At 56.4% G+C, this 22,262-nt stretch carries 15 protein-coding genes; 14 read left to right on the top strand and 1 reads right to left on the bottom strand.

The features are described from left to right. Positions 1-3 precede the first annotated feature (3 nt). The 7 genes from HNEAP_RS03330 to HNEAP_RS03300 all read left to right on the top strand — a co-directional run bounded on the left by HNEAP_RS03330 (position 4) and on the right by HNEAP_RS03300 (position 11,239). The gene (locus HNEAP_RS03330; protein ID WP_012823547.1) at positions 4-1,557 is read left to right on the top strand and encodes a DHA2 family efflux MFS transporter permease subunit; all 1,554 of its coding nucleotides are present in this window, start codon (positions 4-6) and stop codon (positions 1,555-1,557) included. 131 nt (positions 1,558-1,688) lie between these two features. Then, positions 1,689-2,180 carry a DUF2062 domain-containing protein gene (locus HNEAP_RS03325; RefSeq protein WP_166635973.1) on the top strand — a complete coding sequence of 164 codons (492 nt, stop codon included), beginning with the start codon at positions 1,689-1,691 and terminating at the stop codon, positions 2,178-2,180. 73 nt (positions 2,181-2,253) lie between these two features. Beyond that, positions 2,254-5,970 (top strand): methionine synthase, encoded by a 3,717-nt coding sequence (gene metH / locus HNEAP_RS03320; RefSeq protein WP_012823545.1) that lies wholly within the window; start codon positions 2,254-2,256, stop codon positions 5,968-5,970. A 213-nt stretch (positions 5,971-6,183) separates the two neighbouring features. Further along, positions 6,184-6,975 (top strand): cell division protein ZapD, encoded by a 792-nt coding sequence (gene zapD / locus HNEAP_RS03315; RefSeq protein WP_166635972.1) that lies wholly within the window; start codon positions 6,184-6,186, stop codon positions 6,973-6,975. An 88-nt stretch (positions 6,976-7,063) separates the two neighbouring features. Next, positions 7,064-7,858 carry a septum site-determining protein MinC gene (gene minC / locus HNEAP_RS03310; RefSeq protein WP_012823543.1) on the top strand — a complete coding sequence of 265 codons (795 nt, stop codon included), beginning with the start codon at positions 7,064-7,066 and terminating at the stop codon, positions 7,856-7,858. Between the two features lie 376 nt (positions 7,859-8,234). Next, positions 8,235-10,844, top strand: a complete 2,610-nt coding sequence (gene mutS, locus HNEAP_RS03305; protein ID WP_049772458.1) for a DNA mismatch repair protein MutS — start codon at positions 8,235-8,237, stop codon at positions 10,842-10,844. A gap of 188 nt (positions 10,845-11,032) precedes the next feature. Next, complete coding sequence (locus HNEAP_RS03300; RefSeq protein WP_012823541.1) at positions 11,033-11,239, top strand: glycine zipper 2TM domain-containing protein; 207 nt, start codon at positions 11,033-11,035, stop codon at positions 11,237-11,239. A gap of 180 nt (positions 11,240-11,419) precedes the next feature. On the opposite strand, the gene HNEAP_RS03295 is transcribed toward HNEAP_RS03300, so the two are convergent. Continuing rightward, entirely contained in the window at positions 11,420-12,949 is a 1,530-nt protein-coding gene (locus HNEAP_RS03295; protein WP_012823540.1) for a bifunctional aminoglycoside phosphotransferase/ATP-binding protein, read from the bottom strand. Positions 12,950-13,161: 212 nt separating this feature from the next. On the opposite strand from HNEAP_RS03295, the gene mrcB reads away from it, so the two are divergent. The 7 genes from mrcB (at position 13,162) to HNEAP_RS03260 (ending at position 22,234) form a co-directional block, all read left to right on the top strand. Further along, positions 13,162-15,591 (top strand): penicillin-binding protein 1B, encoded by a 2,430-nt coding sequence (gene mrcB, locus HNEAP_RS03290; protein WP_166635971.1) that lies wholly within the window; start codon positions 13,162-13,164, stop codon positions 15,589-15,591. 227 nt (positions 15,592-15,818) lie between these two features. Further along, the gene (locus tag HNEAP_RS12175) at positions 15,819-16,415 is read left to right on the top strand and encodes a tetratricopeptide repeat protein (RefSeq protein ID WP_012823538.1); all 597 of its coding nucleotides are present in this window, start codon (positions 15,819-15,821) and stop codon (positions 16,413-16,415) included. A gap of 58 nt (positions 16,416-16,473) precedes the next feature. Next, complete coding sequence (locus HNEAP_RS03280; protein WP_012823537.1) at positions 16,474-18,480, top strand: DNA repair helicase YoaA; 2,007 nt, start codon at positions 16,474-16,476, stop codon at positions 18,478-18,480. A gap of 2 nt (positions 18,481-18,482) precedes the next feature. Then, complete coding sequence (locus HNEAP_RS03275) at positions 18,483-19,520, top strand: TIGR00341 family protein (protein WP_012823536.1); 1,038 nt, start codon at positions 18,483-18,485, stop codon at positions 19,518-19,520. A 66-nt stretch (positions 19,521-19,586) separates the two neighbouring features. Next, a complete protein-coding gene (gene folD / locus HNEAP_RS03270) occupies positions 19,587-20,447 on the top strand; it encodes a bifunctional methylenetetrahydrofolate dehydrogenase/methenyltetrahydrofolate cyclohydrolase FolD (protein WP_012823535.1) in 861 nt (286 codons plus the stop codon). Further along, positions 20,444-21,184, top strand: a complete 741-nt coding sequence (gene rnt, locus HNEAP_RS03265) for a ribonuclease T (protein ID WP_336433113.1) — start codon at positions 20,444-20,446, stop codon at positions 21,182-21,184. The genes folD and rnt overlap by 4 nt, the downstream gene beginning before the upstream one ends. 129 nt (positions 21,185-21,313) lie before the next feature. Continuing rightward, the gene (locus HNEAP_RS03260) at positions 21,314-22,234 is read left to right on the top strand and encodes an alpha/beta hydrolase (RefSeq protein WP_012823533.1); all 921 of its coding nucleotides are present in this window, start codon (positions 21,314-21,316) and stop codon (positions 22,232-22,234) included. The last annotated feature ends 28 nt before the right edge of the window (positions 22,235-22,262 follow it).

Raw genomic sequence — 22,262 nt, 5'->3', positions numbered from 1 at the left:
CTCATGAGCCAATCAAAACCACTATTTGATGCCACCAAACTGACCTCATTCGAACGAGTGATGATCACGTTTGCGGTGATGACGGCAACGGTCATGCAAGTGCTGGACACCACCATTGCCTCGGTTGCCCTGCCGTATATGGCCGGCGATTTAGGTGCCTCGCCCGATCAGATTTCCTGGGTGCTGACCAGTTATCTTGTGGCCTCGGCGATTGTGATGCCGCTGACCGGCTACTTCACGGATAAATTCGGCCAACGCGAATACCTGATGTTCAGCATCGGCCTGTTCGTGGTGGCCTCGGCGCTCTGCGGCTTATCGGCGAACTTGCCGCAAATCGTCAGTTTCCGGTTGCTTCAGGGTGTGGCCGGTGCGGCGCTGGTACCCTTGTCGCAGGCCATCATGGTTCAGGTTTTCCCACCCGATCAACGAGGCAAGGCCATGGCGATCTGGGGCATTGGCGTCATGGTCGGCCCCATTCTCGGCCCCACCATCGGCGGCTGGATCACCGAAGCTATCAATTGGCGCTGGACGTTTTACGTCAACTTGCCCGTGGGCCTGCTTTCTTTTTTTATCGTTGGGCGTTTTGTACCACGCCTGCCGCGAAAGCACGGACGCACCATGGATTGGTGGGGTTTTACCCTGCTCGGCCTGGCCATCGGTGGGCTGCAATATGTGCTTGATCGAGGCAATCAAGACAACTGGTTCTCTTCATCTACCATCGTCACAGCAGCGGTCGTTTCTGTGATCGCGTTCATCTTTTTTGTCTGGTTGAGCTTTGTGCCCGATCGCAAACCCGTCTTCTCGCTGGAAATATTCAAGGATCGCAATTTCACGCTGGCCAATGGCGTGATGCTTTTAATGGGGCTCGGCATGTTCGGGGCGATTTTTGTGCAACCCTTGATGCTCGAACAGGAAATGAATTACCCCGTCCTCACCACCGGCATGGTGCTGGCGCCACGCGGCATTGCCAGCATGATCGCGATGATGATTGTCGGGCGGATTATCGGCAAGGTGGATATTCGCGCCATCATTTTGATGGGAATTGTATTGAGTTTGGTGGGCAGCTGGGGGATGACGCAGTACAACCTTGAAATCAACACGTGGCAGATCGTTTGGCCGCTGTTGTTCCAGGGGGCGGGCATCGGCATGATTTTTGTGCCCTTGTCCACTGCCGCATTTTCGACACTTTCACCACAATTCGCCGCTGAAGCCGCTGGGATTTACAGTTTGGTGCGCACGGTGGGTTCTTCTATCGGGATTTCACTGGTTGCCACCTTGGTGAGCCGCCATGCACAGGTTGCCTGGAACCAACTCGGCGGCGGAGTGACAATCGAAAACCCACTAACCTGGCAGTATCTTGCCCCATTGCACTTGCAACCTGACTCGCCACAAGGCGCAGCTATTTTAGGGAATGTACTTCGTGAGCAAGCCAATATGCTGTCTTATCACGATGCATTTGTGATGATTCTTGCCAGTTTCTTGTTGATGATACCCGTCGCCTTCGCCCTAAAAACAAAAAACGGCAAGAAGTCAAAAACAGAAATCGTTCCAGAATAACGTCAGCAAACAGGACGCCAATTCGACCGATATGCCCGCGCTTATTTGGTTATACTCTGAATCCTAATTTGGTCGAGAGTGTCATGCCACGAAAGTTTTTTCGCAAATGGGCCCCGAGTAAGGATACCGTATTGGCGCCGGCTTTTATGCGGCCTTTTGCCAAGTGGCTCGCCCATCCAAACTTATGGCATATGAATCGCCGCTCTGTCTCCGGCGGCGTGGCCATTGGATTGTTTATTGCTTTTCTTCCAATCCCGTTTCAAATGCTTTTGGCTGCGATCACCGCAGTATTTTTCCGTGTGAACGTGGCGCTTGCCGTGGCTATGCCACTGCTTTCCAACCCGTTTACCATGGTGCCGATCCTGTGGTCTGCCTATATCATCGGGGCTTGGCTGACCGGCGGCACAGTGGCACTACCCACATCGGGCATCACGTTTGAGTGGGTGCTTGCGCAACTGCATGTCCTGTGGCTACCTTTACTGGTTGGCCTTTTGATATTGGCAACCCTTAGCGCAGTGCTCGGTTATCTGATCATTCAGTTTTTATGGCGTCTGAATGTGATATTGCATAAACGTCGTAAGCAAAAACAACGCGCAAACGGGATCAATCAGACGCCCTCGTAGATACAACATCCCATAAATACAATCATCCAGCGCAGTACATTGTCAGCGCACGCATTTCTGGTTCATCACACTCATGACTCAAAAAATCATCGAACAACCTGTTTTCGCCCAACTGCGCGCCTTGATGCACGAACGCATCCTGATTCTGGATGGCGCGATGGGCACCATGATTCAGAAGCGCAGACTCTCAGAATCTGAGTTTCGGGGGGAACGCTTTGCCGATTGGCCGGTTGATCTTAAAGGCAATAATGATCTGTTGGTGCTGACCCAACCAAAAGTGATTAGCGATATTCACCGTGCCTACCTCGATGCCGGTGCCGATATTATCGAGGCCAACACGTTCAACGCCACGCGCATCTCGATGGCCGATTACCAAATGCAGGAACTGGCCTACGAGATCAACGTCGCGGCAGCCCGTCTCGCTCGCGAATGTGCGGATGCCAAAACCCTTGAGACACCCGAAAAACCGCGTTTTGTTGCAGGCATTATCGGGCCGACGAGCCGAACCGGTTCGATCTCGCCGGATGTGAATGATCCGGGGTTTCGCAATGTCACCTTCGAGGAACTGAGTTCAGCTTACCGCGAATCGGCGGAAGGGCTCATCGAAGGTGGTGTCGATATTCTGTTGATCGAAACCATTTTCGACACGCTCAATGCCAAAGCGGCGGTGTTCGCGCTGGAACAGTTGTTCGCGGATCGCGGGCAGCGCTGGCCGGTGATGATTTCCGGCACCATTACCGATGCCTCCGGCCGCACGCTCTCCGGGCAGACGACTGAAGCGTTTTACAACAGCCTGCGCCACGCGCAACCCTTATCCATCGGCCTGAACTGTGCGCTCGGCCCTGATTTGCTGCGTCAATATGTCGCCGAGCTGTCGCGCGTCAGTGAGTTTCCGGTATCCGTCCACCCGAACGCGGGCTTGCCGAATGAGCTGGGCGAATACGATCTGGAAGCCGACCCCATGGCGCAACAAATCGGCGAATGGGCGCGCTCGGGGCTTATCAACATCGTCGGCGGTTGTTGCGGCACCACGCCGGAGCACATTGCCTACATGGCCCAGCAGGTCGCGCCGCATCCCCCTCGCGTACCGCCCAAGCCCGAGCCCGCCTGCCGCTTGTCTGGGCTTGAGCCGTTCAATATCACGCCCGAATCGCTGTTCGTCAACGTGGGCGAGCGCACCAATGTGACCGGTTCGGCGCGTTTTCGCCGGTTAATCAAGGAAGGAGATTTTACGACCGCGCTCGACGTGGCCCGTCAACAAGTCGAAGCCGGTGCGCAGATCATTGATATCAATATGGATGAAGGCCTGATCGATGGCGAAGCGGCGATGGAGCGTTTTTTGAAGCTGATCGCCTCCGAGCCGGACATCTCGCGTGTGCCGATCATGATCGACAGTTCCAAATTCGCCGTGATCGAAAAGGGCTTGCAGTGGGTGCAAGGTAAACCGATTGTCAATTCGATCTCGATGAAAGAAGGCGAGGACATTTTCCTCGAACACGCGCGCCTGGTGCGGCGCTACGGCGCAGCGGCCGTGGTGATGGCCTTCGATGAGCACGGTCAGGCCGACACGGTACAGCGGCGCATCGAGATTTGTTCTCGCGCCTACAAACTACTCACCGAAGAAGTCGGCTTCCCGGCCGAAGACATCATCTTCGACCCGAATATTTTCGCGATTGCCACCGGCATTGAAGAGCACAACAACTACGCGGTGGACTTTATCGAGGGCACCCGCTGGATCAAGCAAAACCTGCCGCATGCGCTAATCTCCGGCGGCGTCTCGAATGTATCGTTCTCGTTTCGCGGTAATGAGCCGGTGCGCGAGGCCATTCACAGCGTATTCCTCAACCATGCGGTGGCGGCTGGCATGGACATGGGGATTGTCAACGCCGGACAGCTGGTCATCGTCGATGACATCCCCGCCGAACTGCGCGAAGCGGTCGAGGACATCGTGCTCAATCGCCGCGATGATGCCACCGATCGCATGCTCGACATCGCCGAAAAATATCGCGGCAGTGGCACGGGCGAGGCCAAATCCGGTGCGGATCTCGCCTGGCGCGAACTGCCCGTCAACAAGCGATTGTCGCACTCGCTGATCAAGGGCATCGACCAATTCGTGATCGAAGACACCGAGGAAGCCCGATTGGCCGCCGAGCGCCCGTTGCACGTCATCGAAGGCCCGCTGATGGACGGCATGAATATCGTTGGCGACCTGTTCGGTGCCGGCAAAATGTTTCTGCCGCAAGTCGTCAAATCCGCCCGCGTCATGAAAAAGGCCGTGGCGCATCTTTTACCCTTCATGGAGGCCGAAGCCGCCGCCGGTGGCTGCGCGGCCGAAACGGCGGGCAAAATCTTGATGGCGACCGTCAAGGGCGATGTCCACGACATCGGCAAGAACATCGTCGGCGTGGTACTGCAATGCAATGGCTTTGAGATCGTCGACTTAGGCGTGATGGTGCCCACCCAGAAAATTCTCGATACCGCCATTGCCGAACAATGCGACATCATCGGTTTGTCCGGGTTGATTACGCCATCATTGGACGAAATGGTCACCGTCGCCAGCGAAATGCAGCGCCAAGGATTTACCCTGCCCCTGATGATTGGCGGCGCCACCACCTCCAAACTGCACACCGCACTGAAAATTGCGCCGGTGTACGAACAACCCGTCGTGCATGTGCTCGATGCCTCACGTGCCGTCGGCGTAGCCGCAAGCCTTTTGGGCGAAAACAAAGCCGTCTATGTCCAAGGCATCGCCAACGAATACGCCGAACTCGTGGCCCGCCGCAAGGCCAATCAGAAAGAAGCCAAACGGGCCAATCTGGCCGAGGCGCGCGCCAACAAACAGGTAATGGATTATTCGAATTACACGCCCGTGGCGCCGAAAACACCGGGCATCACGGTGTTCGAAGATTATCCGCTCGAAGACATCCTGCCCTTTATCGACTGGACGCCGTTTTTCCAGAGCTGGCAACTCTTTGGTAAATATCCGGCGATTCTCGACGATGAAAAAGTCGGTTTGGAGGCGCGCAAACTCTTCGATGACGCACAAGCCATGCTCAAAACCATGGTCGAGGAGAAGTGGGTGAAAGCCAGCGGTGTGATCGGATTCTGGCCTGCCGCCAGCATCGACGATGATATCCGCGTGTTCACCGACGAAAAACGCCAATCGGTATTAACCACATTGCATCATATCCGCCAGCAAATGCCGCGCAGCGGCGGTAAGCCGAACCAGTGCCTGGCCGATTTTGTCGCGCCCACCGGCAAGAAAATAAAAGACTGGATCGGCGGCTTTGCCGTCACCACCGGCCACGGTATCGAACCGCACATCGAACGCTTCGAAAAAGCGATGGACGATTACCACGCCATTTTGCTCAAAGCACTGGCCGATCGTTTAGCCGAAGCCTTCGCCGAGCACCTGCATTACCGAGTACGTACCGAATTCTGGGGCTATGCACCCGACGAGCCGATGGATAACGACGCCATGATTGCCGAGCAATATCAAGGCATTCGCCCGGCACCGGGGTATCCCGCCTGCCCCGATCACACCGAAAAAGGCACGCTCTGGTCTTTGCTTGAACCGGAGACCCGCGCGGGCATTTCCTTAACGGAGAACTTTGCCATGTACCCGGGGGCGGCGGTATCCGGCTGGTATTTCGCCCATCCCGACGCCCGCTATTTCGGCACGGGCAAAATCGGCCGCGACCAGGTTCACGATTATGCCGAGCGCAAAGGCTGGTCGCTCAAAGAAAGCGAACGCTGGCTGGCGCCGATTTTGGGCTACGAACCTGAATAAACCTTGGCGAGCACAGATGGTAGGCCAAACTAAACCCAGGGCATAGCCAGCCCGCCTTCGTTGGGTGTACCATCAAAGAACGTGGATTTGAGCATGCTTTGAATAACGCCATCCCAGCGTATTCAGAGGGCAAAAATCAAAAAATATGATATTTCATGTACATTCACGCTATTGATGGTTCATGGCGGCACATTCGATTTAATCAAAGATGCCATGAAAGAACAGTTTACCGGGGCAAGCTTTCTGAAAAACTTCGAACAACCTTTGAATGAACGGATTCGTGCCTGTCTCAGGCTGGAGTATCTGTTCGATCGCTTCGATCAGCACTTGGCAGACGAAACTGCCGAGGGTTCGTTGTGTGCGATGCTCATTCTGATCGAAGCCACCGATGTGCTCGGGCGAATTGATGTTAAACGGGAACTCATCAAGGAACTGGAGCGCCAACAGGCCAAGCTGCTTCAGGTAGCGCACACGCCGCAGGTCAATGCCGAAATGCTGAATCAGTTGCTGGATCAGCAGGCGCAATTGCTCGATCAACTCCACCGGATGAACACGCAACCGGGGGCACACCTGAAAAAACACGAGCTGATCAATGCCATTCGTCAGCGCGCTTCGATCCCCGGCGCCTTGTGTGTTTTCGACTTGGCAGCGTTGCACTACTGGCTGGCGCAGCCTTATTCAGAGCGAAGGGAAGACTTTCTGGAGTGGCTGGAACCCCTCGCCACCATCCGCAGAGCAAATGAGCTGGTCATCGACCTCATCCGCAACAGCGTAGCTCCGGAAATCCGAACGGCGGAGGATGGCTTTTTTCAATTGAATCTGGAACTGGGAACACCGTATCAGCTGGTTCGCGTTCTTTTGGATGATGGCAGCAATGTGTATCCAGAAATTAGCGCCAGCAAACATCGCGTCATCGTCCGCTTCATGCGACTCGACCGCCAGACAGGGCATCCTTTTCAGGTCAATCACGATGTCGCTTTCGAATTGGCGATCTGTCAGTTATAAAGCATCACGGTACCGTTTCAACGACCAAGTCCTAACGAAAAAATTTCATCCCAAAATATAATCAGAAATATAACCAGACAATCCATCCATGAGCCCATCGCCCTTTACCCCGATCGAACACGAAACGTTCAGCCTGCACCGCAACCCTGCTCCCGTGACTTGCCTGGTGCTGCGAGAAACCCACTTACTGAAGCTGACCAGGGCGTTCAAAGATACATTCGGTGGGCATGGCATCTTCAGTAAACCGGAGCCGATACTGATTGATCTTTCGGGTATCGAAAACAGCGGCAAATGGGTCGATTTCCCAGCACTGATCAGCTTGCTCCGGAATTACCAACTCGAACCCATTGCCGTGTTGGGCGGTAACGCAAAACAGCGAGAACAGGCAGCACAAGCCCAACTACCGCACATTGAAGGCCGCCCTGTTCCAGAACCCGTGGCGGCTCCACCCGTAGTCAAAGAACTTGTAGCCCCGGAGCCAGTGGAGCCAAAACCCGCCGCCAAGGAAGTACACGCGCCTGAAACAGAACGTCCGGCTCATTCGCTGGAGCCGCCGATGGTTATTCGTCAGCCAGTGCGTTCAGGGGCAGAACTTTATGCAAAACAAGCCGACCTGATCGTCATCAGCATGGTCGGAGCAGGCGCGCGGGTGGTGGCTGATGGCTCAATTTATGTCCATGGCGCACTCAAAGGCACGGCTGCGGCGGGCGTCAACGGCATGCCACAGGCCCGAATTTTCTGTGAATCATTCGAGCCGGAAATTATCGCCATCAACGGCATCTACCTTGATGGCGAGCAGTTAGCCAAGCATCCGGCATGGGGCAAACGGGTATTGATCGAACTGGATCAAAAAGGTCAACTGGACATTCGTGTTTTTATCTAAGAAAGGTTTGCACCAATGCAGACCTACCCGTGCAGGACATGGAAAATACCCTCGTTCATGCCTCATCCTAAACCAGGGATAAGGCAAGCCTGAAGGATCCAAAAACACACCAGACCCGCAAAGGTATGAATCGAAGTGCTTTCAGTAAAGTTGGGGTGCAAGGCACCGCGCTTCACGACCTGCGTACCAATTCACTCAAAGACTCAAAAAAATACGCAAGCCCTCGGCGGACACGCCAACGAAGAAATGACGAACCGGTATATTCGTAATCGTTCATGCGTCATGGTGGATACTCCGAGTTTTAAACAGTCATTGGGAAAATTAGACGAAAGAGCAACAAGTGACTGAATCAAAAGATCTAAGCCAACACACGCCGATGATGCAGCAATTCTGGACGATGAAACAGGCGCACCCGGATGTGTTGCTGTTTTATCGTATGGGGGATTTTTACGAGCTGTTTTACGCCGATGCCGAGCGGGCGGCGCGCATTCTCGATTTGACACTGACGACGCGCGGGCAGTCGGCAGGCGAGCCGATTCCGATGGCGGGTGTTCCGGTTCATGCCTACGAGAGCTATCTGGCGCGGTTGATTCGCGCGGGCGAATCGGTGGCCATTTGCGAGCAGATCGGTGAAACCAAAACCAAAGGCCCGATGGAGCGTGCGGTGGTGCGGGTCGTCACACCCGGAACGGTCACGGATGAGGCCTTGCTCGATCAGCGCGAAGGCAACCGCTTGGCGGCATTGGTGCCGCTGGCAACCACGCCACCGGAATACGGGTTGGCGCATCTGGATCTGGCGGCAGGCGATTTCGTGCTCATGCGGCTCGATGATGCGGCGCTGACGGCCGAGCTGGCGCGAATCGATCCGCGTGAATTGCTGTTGCCGGAATCGCTGGCCGAGGCCGCCGACACGGCGGCGAAGATAGGCGTGGACCCCAAACGTTGGCGTACGCGCGCCGATTGGCAGTTCGATGCCAAACGCGGGCAGGCGGCCTTGCTCAAACACTGGCAGATTCACGATCTTAAAAGTTTTGGCGTGACGGAAATCCATCAACCGGCGCTGGGTGCGGCCGCCATTTTGCTGACCTATGTAGCCGAGACCCAGCGTAGTGCCGTGCCGCATATCGAGCGCCTGCGGGTGGAGCACCTGGGCGATGCCCTGCTGATTGACCGCAACACCCGTCGCCATCTGGAGCTCTTCACTTCAAATCAAGAAGGAAGTCACGATGACGGCCGTTCGGCAGCCACGCTGATCAACCTGCTGGATGAGACGGTGACCGCGCACGGCTCGCGGCTGCTCAAGCATTGGCTAGGTCGCCCGCTGCGTGATCAGGCCGTGTTGCGGCATCGGCAGCAGGCGATTGGCGAACTGATCGAGCGCGGCAAGATCAATGCGCTGCGCGAATCGTTGCGCGGTATCAACGATATTGAACGCATCACCACCCGCATCGTGATGGGCAGCGCCCGCCCCCGTGATTTGTCCGGGCTGCGCGATGCCCTTGGTGTATTGCCCGCGCTGAGTGCGCAACTCAACCAACTCGACCTGCCCTTATGGCGCGATCTGGCCGTTCGGCTGACCGATCAACCCGCCCCGCGTGAATTGCTGAACCGCGCACTGGTGACCCAACCACCCGTGTGGCTGCGCGATGGCGGCGTGATTGCCGCCGGATTCGATGCCGAACTCGACGAATTGCGCCACCTTTCTGAACACGCGGACGACGCCCTGAATGCGCTCGAAGCCCAAGCGCGACTGCAAAGCGGTATTCAGTCCTTGAAGATCGCCTACAACCGTGTGCAGGGGTTCTATTTTGAAGTCAGCCGGTTGCAGGCCGAAAAAATGCCACCGCAGTTTATTCGCCGCCAGACGCTCAAATCGGTGGAGCGCTATACGACCGAAGAGCTGAAAACCTTCGAAGATCGCGTGTTGTCCGCCCGCGACCGCGCCTTGGCACGCGAACAAGGGCTCTTCACCGAATTGTTGCAAACCCTCGCGACGCACCAGAGCGCCCTGCGCCGCATGGCCGAAGCCATTGCCGAGGTCGATGTGCTGCACAGTTTGGCGCGGGTGGCCGAGTGCCAGCGCTGGGTGGCACCGGAACTCGGCAGTGAACCGGGCATCCACATCGAAGCGGGACGACATCCGGTGATTGAAGCCCTGACCAAACAAACCTTAGGGAATCAGCCCTTCACACCGAATGATTGCGAACTCACGCCAAACCGGCAACTGTTGATGATTACCGGCCCGAACATGGGCGGTAAATCGACCTATATGCGGCAAACGGCGTTGATCGTGCTGCTGGCGCACATTGGCGCGTTCGTCCCTGCTACCCGCGCGCGTATCGGTCCGATCGATCGCATTTTCACCCGCATCGGCGCGGGCGATGATCTGGCCTCCGGCCGTTCGACTTTTATGGTCGAGATGACCGAAACGGCAGAAATCCTGCACACGGCGACCGAAAATTCACTGGTATTGATCGATGAAATCGGTCGGGGCACGTCGACCTTCGATGGCCTGGCACTGGCCTGGGCCGTGGCGGAGCACCTGATTCGCCGCAACCGCGCGCTCACGCTGTTCGCCACCCATTACTTCGAGCTGACTCAACTGACCGAGCGCTTCGATACGGTCCGAAACGTACACCTCGATGCCGTCACACACAAGGACGATTTGATTTTTCTGCACAGCGTGAAAGATGGCCCGGCCAGCCAGAGTTACGGCATCAAGGTCGCTGCGCTGGCCGGTTTGCCCCGGGAGGCTATTCGGCGAGCACAAGCGTTACTAAAACAACTAGAGCAGCAACACCCCGTGGGAGCGGCCACGCCGCAGCTCGATTTGTTTGCCGCGCCCGAAGTAACCGATGCAATTGAGGAACCTGAGATTGAGCCGCACCCGTTGATTACCGCGCTCGAAAAACTCGACCCGGACATACTCACGCCGAAGCAGGCGCTGGATTTGATTTATGCCTGGCGCAATGAACTTAAGAAGTAAAAACGCTGACGGCCCAGCCCTGCAGGTAGTTGCTATTCACTCGGCCGGTAAACAGCATTGACCGGCACTCGGCTGGTGGATGTTGGCTGGTTTTGCCTTAATCGCTTTGTTGTAGGTGCGATACATCTTTTTTCATAATGACGTCTATCATCATTACGGAATCTGCAACTCATTTTGGAGGCGTATTGATGAAGAGCTTGAAGACACTGACCGTGCTGGGTTTGGTTTTAGTCAGCTTGTCTGGCTGTGCGAACATGACACCCCGCGAGCGCAACACCGCCATCGGGGCAGGGGTTGGCGCCATCGGCGGGTCGATCCTGACGAATGGCAATGCCCTGGGTACCGTGGGGGGCGCCGCCGTAGGTGGTTTGGTGGGCAATCAGGTCAAGCACTGAGAACGATCGACACAAGTGGATCAAGGCAGATCACTGCTCTGAGCCCTCCACTTGAAGTCGTAGTGATACGACTTGATTGAAGCAAACAGTCCTGGCTTTTTGGCGAGCATCCACGACTACTTATTTTGCCTATGATTATTAACGGTTGACTGTCCAAGGCGGCAATCTGATGCCCTATTGTCAGGTTGTCTTTGCCCAGACAATATCGGCAATTTGACCGGCAAATGACGTATCGCATTGCAAGCGATAAGTGTAGGCGTGTTCGGCGGTCGTCAGCGGCTGGAGTTTTTGCAATTGCGCTTCGAGCACTTCCTCGTTTGCTTCCGAAATATCCCCGCCTTGTGCCGTGCGTTCGCGCAGATAGCGACGCAACGTAGGTGCATCGCATTCGATGAATAAAATATGGAACGGGAAACCGAGGGTCTGGGCCAGTTGCTCGAACAACGCACGATGCTCCGCACGCAGAAACGTGGCGTCGATGATCATCGGCCAACCGGCGTTCAATCCAATCGTTGCGATATCGATCAAGTGGTTATAAACGTACTTGGTTGCCTCCGGTGTGTAGCGCATGGCACGTTCCGGGAAGTGACGCAGCCGCTCGGCATCCGAGCGCACTCGCACCGCGCCCAATGATTGCACCAGCTCCATCGACGCCAAAGATTTCCCACTCCCCGAGAAGCCCACCGTAATCCACAGCGAGGCCTCGGTCGGCGCCAGGAACTGTTCGGCCAGATCGGCATAACGGCGGAAGATGGCCCACTGCCCTGCCTGCTCATCGGCGCTCATATCGGGGCGAATGCCGAACAAGGCGATTTTGGCGCGCACCATCGCTCGATAGGCCGCATAGAAGCGAATGAGCGGCAGGGCTTCATAATCGCCGCTGGATTCGAGGTAAACACTCAACAAACGACGCGCGGCACCGAGAAACTGTCGATCGGTGAGGTCCATCAGCAGGAACGCCAGATCGTTGGCCGTATCGCTCCAACGGAAATCTTCGTTGAACTCGATGCCGTCGAAAATCATCACCTTGCCGTTGATTCGGGCAATATTGCCCAAATGCATATCGCCGTGTCCCTCGCGCACATGGCCGGAACTCTTGCGCGCTGCGATGGTGGGCTTGAGCGCCAGAAAAGCCGCTTCGCTTGCCGTCTCAATGCGGTCGATCTGGGTTTGATCGGCATCATCGGTCAGAAAGCCGCGAATCTGCTCGAAATTCTGATTGATTGGGAAATAAACCGTTTCAGGGGTACCGAAATGACTATCTTTCGGCGCGATGGCTGCATTCTGGTGAAATTGATCGATTTGCCGGGCCAGATCGTCGATCAGCACGTCATCCAAGCCTTGGGTCTGCGCGTAGTTATCCAGGCGATCATTCTGATCAAAACGACGCATGTGCACCATCGGCTCGATTTGCGTGTTGGCCGTTTCCACCAGTCGTCCATCCGCATCAAGCCCGACCACACCCAGATACAGATCGGGCGCGAGCCGCCGATTCAGGCGGATTTCTTCATGGCAGAAGAACCGCCGTTGGTCGCGGTCGGTAAAATTGAGAAAGCCGAAATCCATGGGTTTTTTGATTTTGTACGCGTGCGGCCCGGCCAGCAACACGTGGGAAATATGGGTCTGCAAATGCACCACTTCGCCATATTGGTCATGCAGATGTCGCTTGAATTGCTCCAGAGGTAGCGCCTGTGTAACGGGGGAATTCATAACCATTTATTCCTTCAGAAATTTTTGAACTGGAAATTTATATGTGCTCAGGCAAAAGGGCATCACGTGAATAAGATCGAATTGAAGAACCGACTGTTCGTGACGAATGACGCATCGAACGAGGATCACGGTCTTTCGAGGCACCCTTCATGCCAGATGCTGTTAAACTGGTCACTAATTATGGTTCTAGTGTATCAGTGTGGGTGAACTCGGTGGCGCAAACAAAAAAAACAGCTCGACCAGCCCAAAAACCCCCAGCCCGCAAAGGTTCTAACGGTAAAAAACCAGCCAACAACAGCGCTTCGAAGGGCGTTCGTGTGGGTCGTTTCAGCCTGCGTGGTCTTTTCTGGCGCATCGTTATTATCGCTGTACTGGTGCTCACTGCGCTGATGAGCATCTGGGCGTATTTTCTGAATCAACGCGTCGTCGATCGCTTTTCCGGCACGCTCTGGAAGCTGCCCGCCACCGTTTATGCCGCGCCACAAGAAATTTATGTCGGTCAACATCTCTCACCCGGCGAACTGGTGGACGAACTCACCAGTCTGCATTATCGCGACCGAGACACACTCACCGAAACGGGAACATATGATCGAGTCGGCAATGAAATCCGCCTGCACCGCAGGGCATTCGATTTCCCGGATGGCAACGAAACGGACAGGCAGATTCGGGTTCAATTCATCGATAACCGGGTCAAGGCAGTCAACGACGACAAGGGCAACAGCCTCGGTATCATCCGCCTGGAACCGATGACGATCGGCCAACTCTACCCGGACATCAATGAAGACCGCGTGCTGCTCAATGTGGAACAGGTACAGAAAGACGCGCCGCTCCTGATCAAGACGCTCATCACGGTCGAAGATCGGGATTTTTATTATCATCACGGCGTGGTGCCGAGCGCGGTCCTGCGCGCGCTGCTGGTCAATATTGTCAGCGGTCATAAAGTGCAAGGCGGCAGCACCATCACCCAGCAACTGGCCAAGAATCTGTTTCTCACGCCCAAGCGCACCTACAAGCGCAAGCTCGAAGAAATGATCATGGCGCTGGAAATGGAATGGCACTACTCCAAGGATAAAATCCTCGAAGGTTATTTGAACGAGGTGTACCTCGGTCAGGACGGCAGCCGCGCCATTCACGGTTTTGGCTTGGCCGCGCGCTATTATTTCGGCCGGCCGGTCGACGAACTGCGGCCCGAGGAAATCGCCCTGCTCGTCGGCATGGTCAAGGGCGCGTCGTACTACAATCCCCGTCGAAACCCTGAACGCGCAAAGGATCGTCGTGACACCGTCATTGATCTTATGGCCAACAACGGCCTGATCTCGGAAACCGAAGCGGGCGAACTCAAACAAAAGCCACTGGGCGTACTCAAGGAAAAAGGCACGACCTCGCCCCATCCCGCGTTCCTGGATCTGGTGCAACGGCAACTGTCGCAGCAATACAACCCCGAAGACCTCAAAACCAAAGGGTTACGCATTTTCACCACCATGCAGCCCCGTGTTCAGGCAGCGCTTGAGCACTCGGTCACAGCACTGAATGCGATTGAAAAAGCCCGTCATTACAAGCCCGACTCCCTGGAGACCGCGGGCATCATCACCTCGATCGGTACCGGTGAAGTCGAAGCGTTGATCGGCGGGCGCAATCCAACCTATGAGGGTTACAACCGCGCTTTGGATGCCCAGCGACAGATCGGCTCGCTGATCAAACCCACCATTTACCTGACAGCGCTCTCCGATCCGGCTAAGTACTCACTGATCACGCCACTGGACGACAGCCCCTTGACCGTCGATCAGCCCGGCTCAAAACCCTGGAAACCGGAAAACTACGACCGTAAATTCCTCGGCCCCACGCCGCTGTACACTGATTTGGCCGAATCGCGCAATGTGCCGAGTATCCGTCTTGGCTTGAGCGTTGGCTTGGATAATGTATCGGCCATGTTGCACCGACTGGGCGGACCAGACATCAAGCCGTTTTATCCCTCGATGCTGCTCGGCTCGATGACGATGAGTCCATTTAATGTCGCACAAATCTTCCAAACGCTCTCCTCAGACGGCTTTTACAGTCCGCTGCGCGCCATTCGCAGTGTGGTGGATGCCGAAGGCAAACCGCTGACGCGTTACCCGCTGACCGTCACCAAAGTGGCCGATCCCGATGCGCTCTATCTGCTGCAATACGCCATGCAAGGTGTGGTGAATAACGGCACGGCACGCGCCTTGAACCGCACCATTCCCCCGTCGGTGGGTGTAGCCGGCAAGACAGGTACCACCAACGACAGCCGGGATGCCTGGTTCGCCGGCTTTACGGGCAATCGGGTCGGGGTAATTTGGGTCGGTCGCGATGACGACAAGCCCACCAGCCTGACCGGTGCCAGCGGTGCATTGCCTTTATGGGCAGCGGCATTCAAACCGCTCTACAACAAGCCACGGGACATGACACCGCCCAAAGGCATCGATTTCGTCAATGTCGATGTGGCGCAGCAGGCGCGCGTTCCCAGCCAGTGCCCCGGCATCCTGATGCCATTTATGAGCGGTTTCGAACCCAAAACCATTCTCGATTGCAACGGCAACTCGACCGACTCCGGGAATACCGATCGGGGCGGCGGGACAAACGGCAATCCACTCAACCCGATTTTGAATTTTTTCCGATAACGGGATAGGGAAGCGCTGATTTATTCAGTGCTTCCCGTTTGGGGCAGGATGCCTCAACACGAATAAAGACATCAGTCTTTGATTCGTGAGAGTCATCGCGGGCGTGTACCGCGATGAGCGAGCAGATTTATTCCAAGGATGGAATAAATCTGCATTTACATAGGAAAAACTTGCCAATTTGCGCGCACCGACGACTGATCGCAACAACACCCAGCAGGACAGACCCCATGCCAAACCGGATACAGATGAAACACCCGACCCACGGACTCAAAATGGGGGCAGTCGCCTTTCTTGCCATAACCGTTGCGATGTTGGCTGGTTGCGCCGGCACGCCCCCGCCGCGCCCGAGCATGGTCATCAAGCAGCCCCCTGTGCCGCCCTCCGTGCAGGCACACCCACTGAACATCCCGCGATTACAAGAAAAAACCCTGCCGCAATCCAATGGCAATTCAACATCGAACACACCGCCCCAAGCGGTTCAAACAGCCAGCACCCCGGCTGTTCTGGCACTGGTATCCCGCGCCGAGACACAAACGCAGTCCGGTGATTTTGGCGGGGCCGAGGCCACGTTGGAACGCGCCGTCCAGATTCAACCGCACAATACCCGACTCTGGCTCGATTTTGCGCAATTGCGACTAGCCCAAAAGCAACCCGCACAGGCCGAACAGTTCGCCCTTCGTGCCGTGCAATACGCTCAAAACAATCGGGAAGTCAGTGCCGCATGGCAGATGGTCGCAAAGACTCGACAAGCCCAGGGCGACACAAAAGGTGCCGCCGAAGCCCGTCGCAAGGCCGGTTTCGTGCCCGGTCAGACTCAAGGCTGATGAACGAAGAAAAAACGCGCTGGCTTGATGCCCCGCGTACCTTTCGAGGATGCATCCTGTGAACACGGAAGCGGCGGACACACTGTCCACGGCACCTACGCCTTCAAAACCAAGCACGCTGCAAGACGTCTTTGGTGAAAGCGGGGTTCTTGCCGCTGCGTTCAGTGGTTATCAGCCGCGCGCGGGCCAGTTGCAAATGGCCGAGATCATCCGCGACGCCATCACCGATTCGCGTACCGTCGTGATCGAAGCGGGCACCGGGGTGGGCAAAACCTTCGGTTATCTCGCCCCGATTCTGCTCGCCGGTCGCAAAGCGATCGTGTCCACCGGCACCAAGCATTTGCAGGATCAGATCTTCAGCCGGGACTTGCCGCAAATCAAGCAACTGATGGGTTCGACCACGCGCACGGCACTGCTCAAAGGGCGCTCGAACTACCTGTGCCTGCACCGCTTGGAACGCGCGATGACCGAAGGGCGGCTCAAAAGCCCGGACTGGGTCACGGCGCTGCACACCATCAAGGGTTGGAGCACACGTACGCGCGACGGCGACATTGCCCGTTGCGATGCCGTGAGCGAAGAGCATGGCATCTGGCCACTGGTTACCTCCACCAACGAGAATTGTCTGGGCAAGGAATGCCCGGTCTTCGATGAGTGCTTTGTGGTGAAAGCCCGCGAGGCCGCGCATGAGGCCGATCTCGTGGTCATCAACCATCATCTGTTTTGCGCCGATATTGCCATTCGCCAGAGCGGCTTTGCCCAACTGTTGCCTGAAGCGGATGTGGTGGTCTTGGATGAAGCCCATCAACTGCCAGAGATCGCCAGCTTGTTTTTCGGTTCGGCCCTCAGCAGCGGGCAGATGATTGATCTGTTGCGCGATATCGTGCGCGAACAACAGGCCGAAGCGGTAGACATGTCCGATCTGCTTGGCGTGGTGCATCAATTTGAATTGGCCATAGATCCTTGCGTTTTGGCACTGAAAAATGCCCGCACCGACCGCATTGCCTGGCAGGAATTGCGGGAGGATAAAACCATTCAAGCGGCTTTCGATACGCTCGAAACCCGACTAGCCGACCTGACCGCCGCGCTGGAACTCGCCGCGCCGCGTGGCAAGGGTTTAGCCAGCTGCCATGAACGCGCCATACAAATGCGCCAATCGCTGTCGCATTTCCGCCGCAGCGAGGAAATCACAACTGAAGTCCGCTGGCTCGAACGCCGCGAGAAATCCTTTACCCTCAACATCACGCCGATGGATGCGGGCCAAACATTCTCAGATGTGGTTGAAAGCCAGCCGCGCGCCTGGGTGTTTGCATCAGCCACGCTCGCTGCGGGCAAGGATTTTTCCCACTTCACCCGCCGTTTGAATTTGAATCTCGCGCTGTGCCAGCAAACACCCTCGCCCTTCGATTATCCGAATCAGGCGATTATGTATCTGCCACCGAACCCGCCGGACCCCAAAACAGACCCCGACTACACGCTCAAGATTTTGCGTGCCGTGTTCCCGGTGCTCAAGGCCAGCGGCGGGCGGGCCTTTTTGCTGTTCACGAGCCATCGCGAGCTGAAGAAAGCCGCCGATATTTTGGAAGGCAAACTGCCGTTTCCGTTGTTTGTGCAAGGCACGCAGGCCAAGGCGGCCTTGCTTGAACAGTTCCGGCAATCGGGCAACGGCGTGTTGCTCGGCACGCAGAGTTTCTGGGAAGGCGTGGATGTGCGCGGTGAGGCGTTGTCTGTTGTGATGATCGATCGCATCCCCTTCGCCTCGCCCGATGACCCAGTTCGCCGCGCCCGTGAGGCACAAATCAAGGAATCGGGTCATTCACCGTTCGCGGCCATGGCCTTGCCCGAAGCCATTATCACCTTCAAACAGGGCGTGGGCCGGTTGATTCGCGATGTCACCGACCGAGGCGTGCTCGTGCTCTGCGACCCGCGCTTGCAGCGCACCGGCTTTGGTCGACAAATACTGGATGCCCTGCCGCCGATGCGCCGCAGTCACTCAATCGATGAGATACACGATTTCTTCCAATACGATCAAGCGACCAATGCGCTCAAGGCAAGCAAGGCAGAATAATCATGGGGCTTAAGGTACTGGAGATTATTTCACCCAAGGCCGAGATTGAGGCCATCGAACAGGTCACCAACAGCGACGAGGTGGTGGACTGGTGGCGCTCCTCGCCGTTTGATGATGAACGCTTTTCCACCAGCATGATGGTGAAACCCGACAACGTGCAAACGGTTTTGGATGCGCTGCAACAAATCCTCGACCACTGCAAAGATGCCCGCGTGATGATTCACAGCGTGGACGCGACCCTGCCGAAAATCGAAGAGGAAGAGGAACCCGACCCGCAGACCGAAGAAGAACCCGGCAAAAGCAACGGATTGACCCGCGAGGAGTTGTTCGAGCAAGTCGAAACCGGTAGCGAACTCAATCAGACGTATTTGCTGCTGACGGCACTCTCAGCCATTGTCGCGGCCATCGGCATGGTCGAAAACAGCGTGGCCGCCGTGATTGGCGCGATGGTGATTGCCCCCTTGCTCGGGCCCAATCTTGCGCTGGCGCTCGGCTCGACGCTGGGCGAAACCACACTGACCCGAAAAGCGAGCATCGCCAATCTGGTGGGGTTGGGGCTGGCCATTGGGGTTGCTTTTCTCATCTCGTTTTTGATCGATCCGACCAGCAATGCGCAGTTGGAAGCACGCACCGTCGTGTCCTATGGCGCCTTGATTCTCGCATTGGCCTCCGGTGCTGCCGCCGTGCTCTCCCTGCTGGCCGGCGTGGCGACCGGACTTGTGGGCGTGATGGTCGCGGTGGCTTTAATGCCGCCAGCCGTGGCGCTGGGTTTGTTTCTGGGCTGGGGCCAATGGACCCAGGCTGGCCAGGCGTTGCTGCTGCTGTTCATCAACATTACGGCCATCAATTTATCGGCCAAGCTGATTCTCGTTTTTCGTGGCGTAACGCCCCGACGCTGGCCCGATAAAAGCCGCGCCAAAAAATCATCGCGCTGGGCATTTACGTTCTGGGGGCTGTCGATCGGCATCATTATTGTGCTGATCTACTTCGCCCAACATGGACTAAAAGACCTCGCACCGATCTTCGAGTGGTTGCGTTGAGCGGCGCGCCTGCTCCATGAGACAATATCCGGCAACTAATAAAATACTATTTGAGCAAACCACTTCATGACAGCACAGATACTGGATGGACGCGCACTCTCGACCGCACTGCAAGCAGGTTTCGCAGACGAGATCACATCCGCTGTCGCAACCGGCCTTCGCCCGCCGGGCTTGGCGGTAATCCAAGTGGGCGAAGACCCGGCCTCCAGCGTGTATGTCGCGAATAAGCGCAAAACCTGCGAAAAGATCGGTATGTATTCCGTTTCCAAGGATCTCAAAGCCGATATCTCTCAGGCTGAGCTCAATGCGCTGGTGGATGAATACAACGCCGACCCGTCCATTGATGGCATTCTGGTTCAGCTTCCCCTGCCCGCCCATCTGAGTGCCGCAGAAATCATCGAACGCATTCACCCCGACAAGGATGTGGACGGCTTTCACCCGGAGAACATCGGCAAGCTCGCCATTCGTCAGCCCGCGCTGCGTCCTTGTACGCCCTTTGGTGTGATGAAACTTTTGCAAACAGCAAAGCTGGATTTGTATGGCATGGAAGCGGTCGTTGTGGGCGCCTCCAACATCGTCGGCCGACCCATGGCGCTCGAATTGCTGCTCGCGGGCGCGACCGTTACCATCACCCACCGCTTCACCCGTGATCTTGAAGCGCATGTGCGCCGCGCGGATTTGCTTGTGGTTGCGGCAGGCAAGCCCGGTTTGGTGCGTGGCGACTGGATCAAACCCGGTGCGATCGTGGTCGATGTCGGCATTCACCGACAAGAAGACGGCAGCCTGTGCGGTGATGTCGATTTTGCCGCTGCCGCCGAACGCGCTGCGTGGATCACGCCGGTGCCCGGCGGTGTCGGCCCCATGACCATCGCCATGCTGATGCACAACACCGTGCAATCCTGGCGCGAGCGGGTGGCCTGCTCTTGAGTAATCAAAGCTTGAGTGGCCCGAACCCTGTGCAACAGGACACGCCCGACTTCACCGAGATTGCCACGGCGCTCACCACATCCAAAAAAAACGACTGGAACATCGCACGGCGCTTTCGCGGCTTTATGCCGGTGGTGGTCGATGTCGAAACCGGTGGTTTGAATCCACAAACCGATGCCCTGCTCGAACTGGCCGCCGTGCTGCTGGATGTCGATGCCAACGGCAAGATCATTCCCGTCGATCGCATCCAGATTCATGTGCAACCGTTTGAAGGGGCCAACCTCAACCCTGTATCGATGAAAATAAACGGCATCGATATCGATCATCCGTTTCGCTGCGCGCTGGACGAAGCCGAAGCGCTCAAACAATTCTTTCAGCCGATTCGCCAACGCGTCAAACTCAACGGCGCACGTCGTGCGGTACTGGTCGGCCACAATGCAGCGTTCGATCTTGCAGTCATCAACGCCGCCTGCGAACGCACCTGCAACAAGAAAAACCCATTCCACCCCTTCTCAACCTTCGATACCGTGACCCTATCGGCATTGGCCGTCGGTGAAACCGTGCTCGCCAAAGCGCTGGAGGCCATCGGCCTTGAGTGGGACAGCCAACAGGCCCACGGCGCACTCTACGATGCCGAACAAACCGCCGAGTTGTTCTGCCGCATCATCAATCACTTCTCCACCAGCAGCGGCCGCGCCGCCATGCGCACGCCGAACCCGGTCAACCCCACAAAATAACCACCACACGATTGATGAACTAAGCTCTTATCTGGATGCCGCCTGCATCCAAAGGGCGCCGTCCTTCGTATATACCTGCGTCGATGCCCGTCTCTTATCGCGTTCCTTTTATTGTTTTGGATAGTTTTGATGAAAAAACCCTGGTGGTCCGTACTGATTATTCTATCGCTCTCATTTGGTCTACAGGGTTGCTCGGGGGTGACCATACTGAACACCTTGTCGCCCCGGGATGGTGTTCAAGTGACCCGCTCGATCGTGTTTGATCGCGAGCATCAATTGAAACTGGACGTATACCGTCCGACAAATGCGCATGCCGCACCGGTGATCGTCTTTTTCTGGGGCGGTCGGTGGGAAGATGGCGATAAATCGATGTATCGTTTCGTGGGTGCAGAGCTCGCCAGCAAAGGCTTTGTCGTGGTCATCCCCAACTATCGGCTGTATCCCAATGTCACCTTTCCGGCCTTTGTGAACGACTCGGCCAAGGCCGTAGCGTGGACGCATGAACATATCAGCCAGTACGGTGGCAGCCCAAACGAAATCGTATTGATGGGCCATTCCGCCGGTGCGTACAATGCAGCGATGTTGGCCCTGGACCCGGCTTACCTTCATGCCGTGGGTGGTTCGCCGCGTCAATGGATTCGCGGCATGATCGGCCTAGGCGGCCCGTATGATTTCCTGCCCTTGGTCGAGCCCGACCTCAAAGCCATTTTCGGCCCACCCAGCCAATACCCCATCACACAGCCCATTCATTGGGCCGATGGCACCAACCCGCCCATGCTGTTGATCGAAAGCCGCGCTGACACAATCGTCTACCCGAAAAACACCCGTAATCTGTATGCCAAAATCAAAAAGAATGGTGGGCCGGTCGAAAAATTCATGGTGGATGATTTGAGCCATCCCATGTTAATCGGGGTGGTTTCCAATCTACTGTCGTCGCAATCGCCCATCCTGGAGAAAATCGTGACGTTTGCGGATCATGTGACATCGGACAAACAAGTGGGCCAAGGCGGGGGAACACCCGATCAGCACGTTGTTACGGTTCATCCTTGAAGATGATTTTGCTTGGTTAGATCGGGCC

This window comes from Halothiobacillus neapolitanus c2 (genome assembly GCF_000024765.1).
In the GTDB taxonomy this organism is placed as follows: Bacteria; Pseudomonadota; Gammaproteobacteria; order Halothiobacillales; family Halothiobacillaceae; genus Halothiobacillus; species Halothiobacillus neapolitanus.
This window is presented reverse-complemented; position numbering and strand designations above follow the sequence as displayed.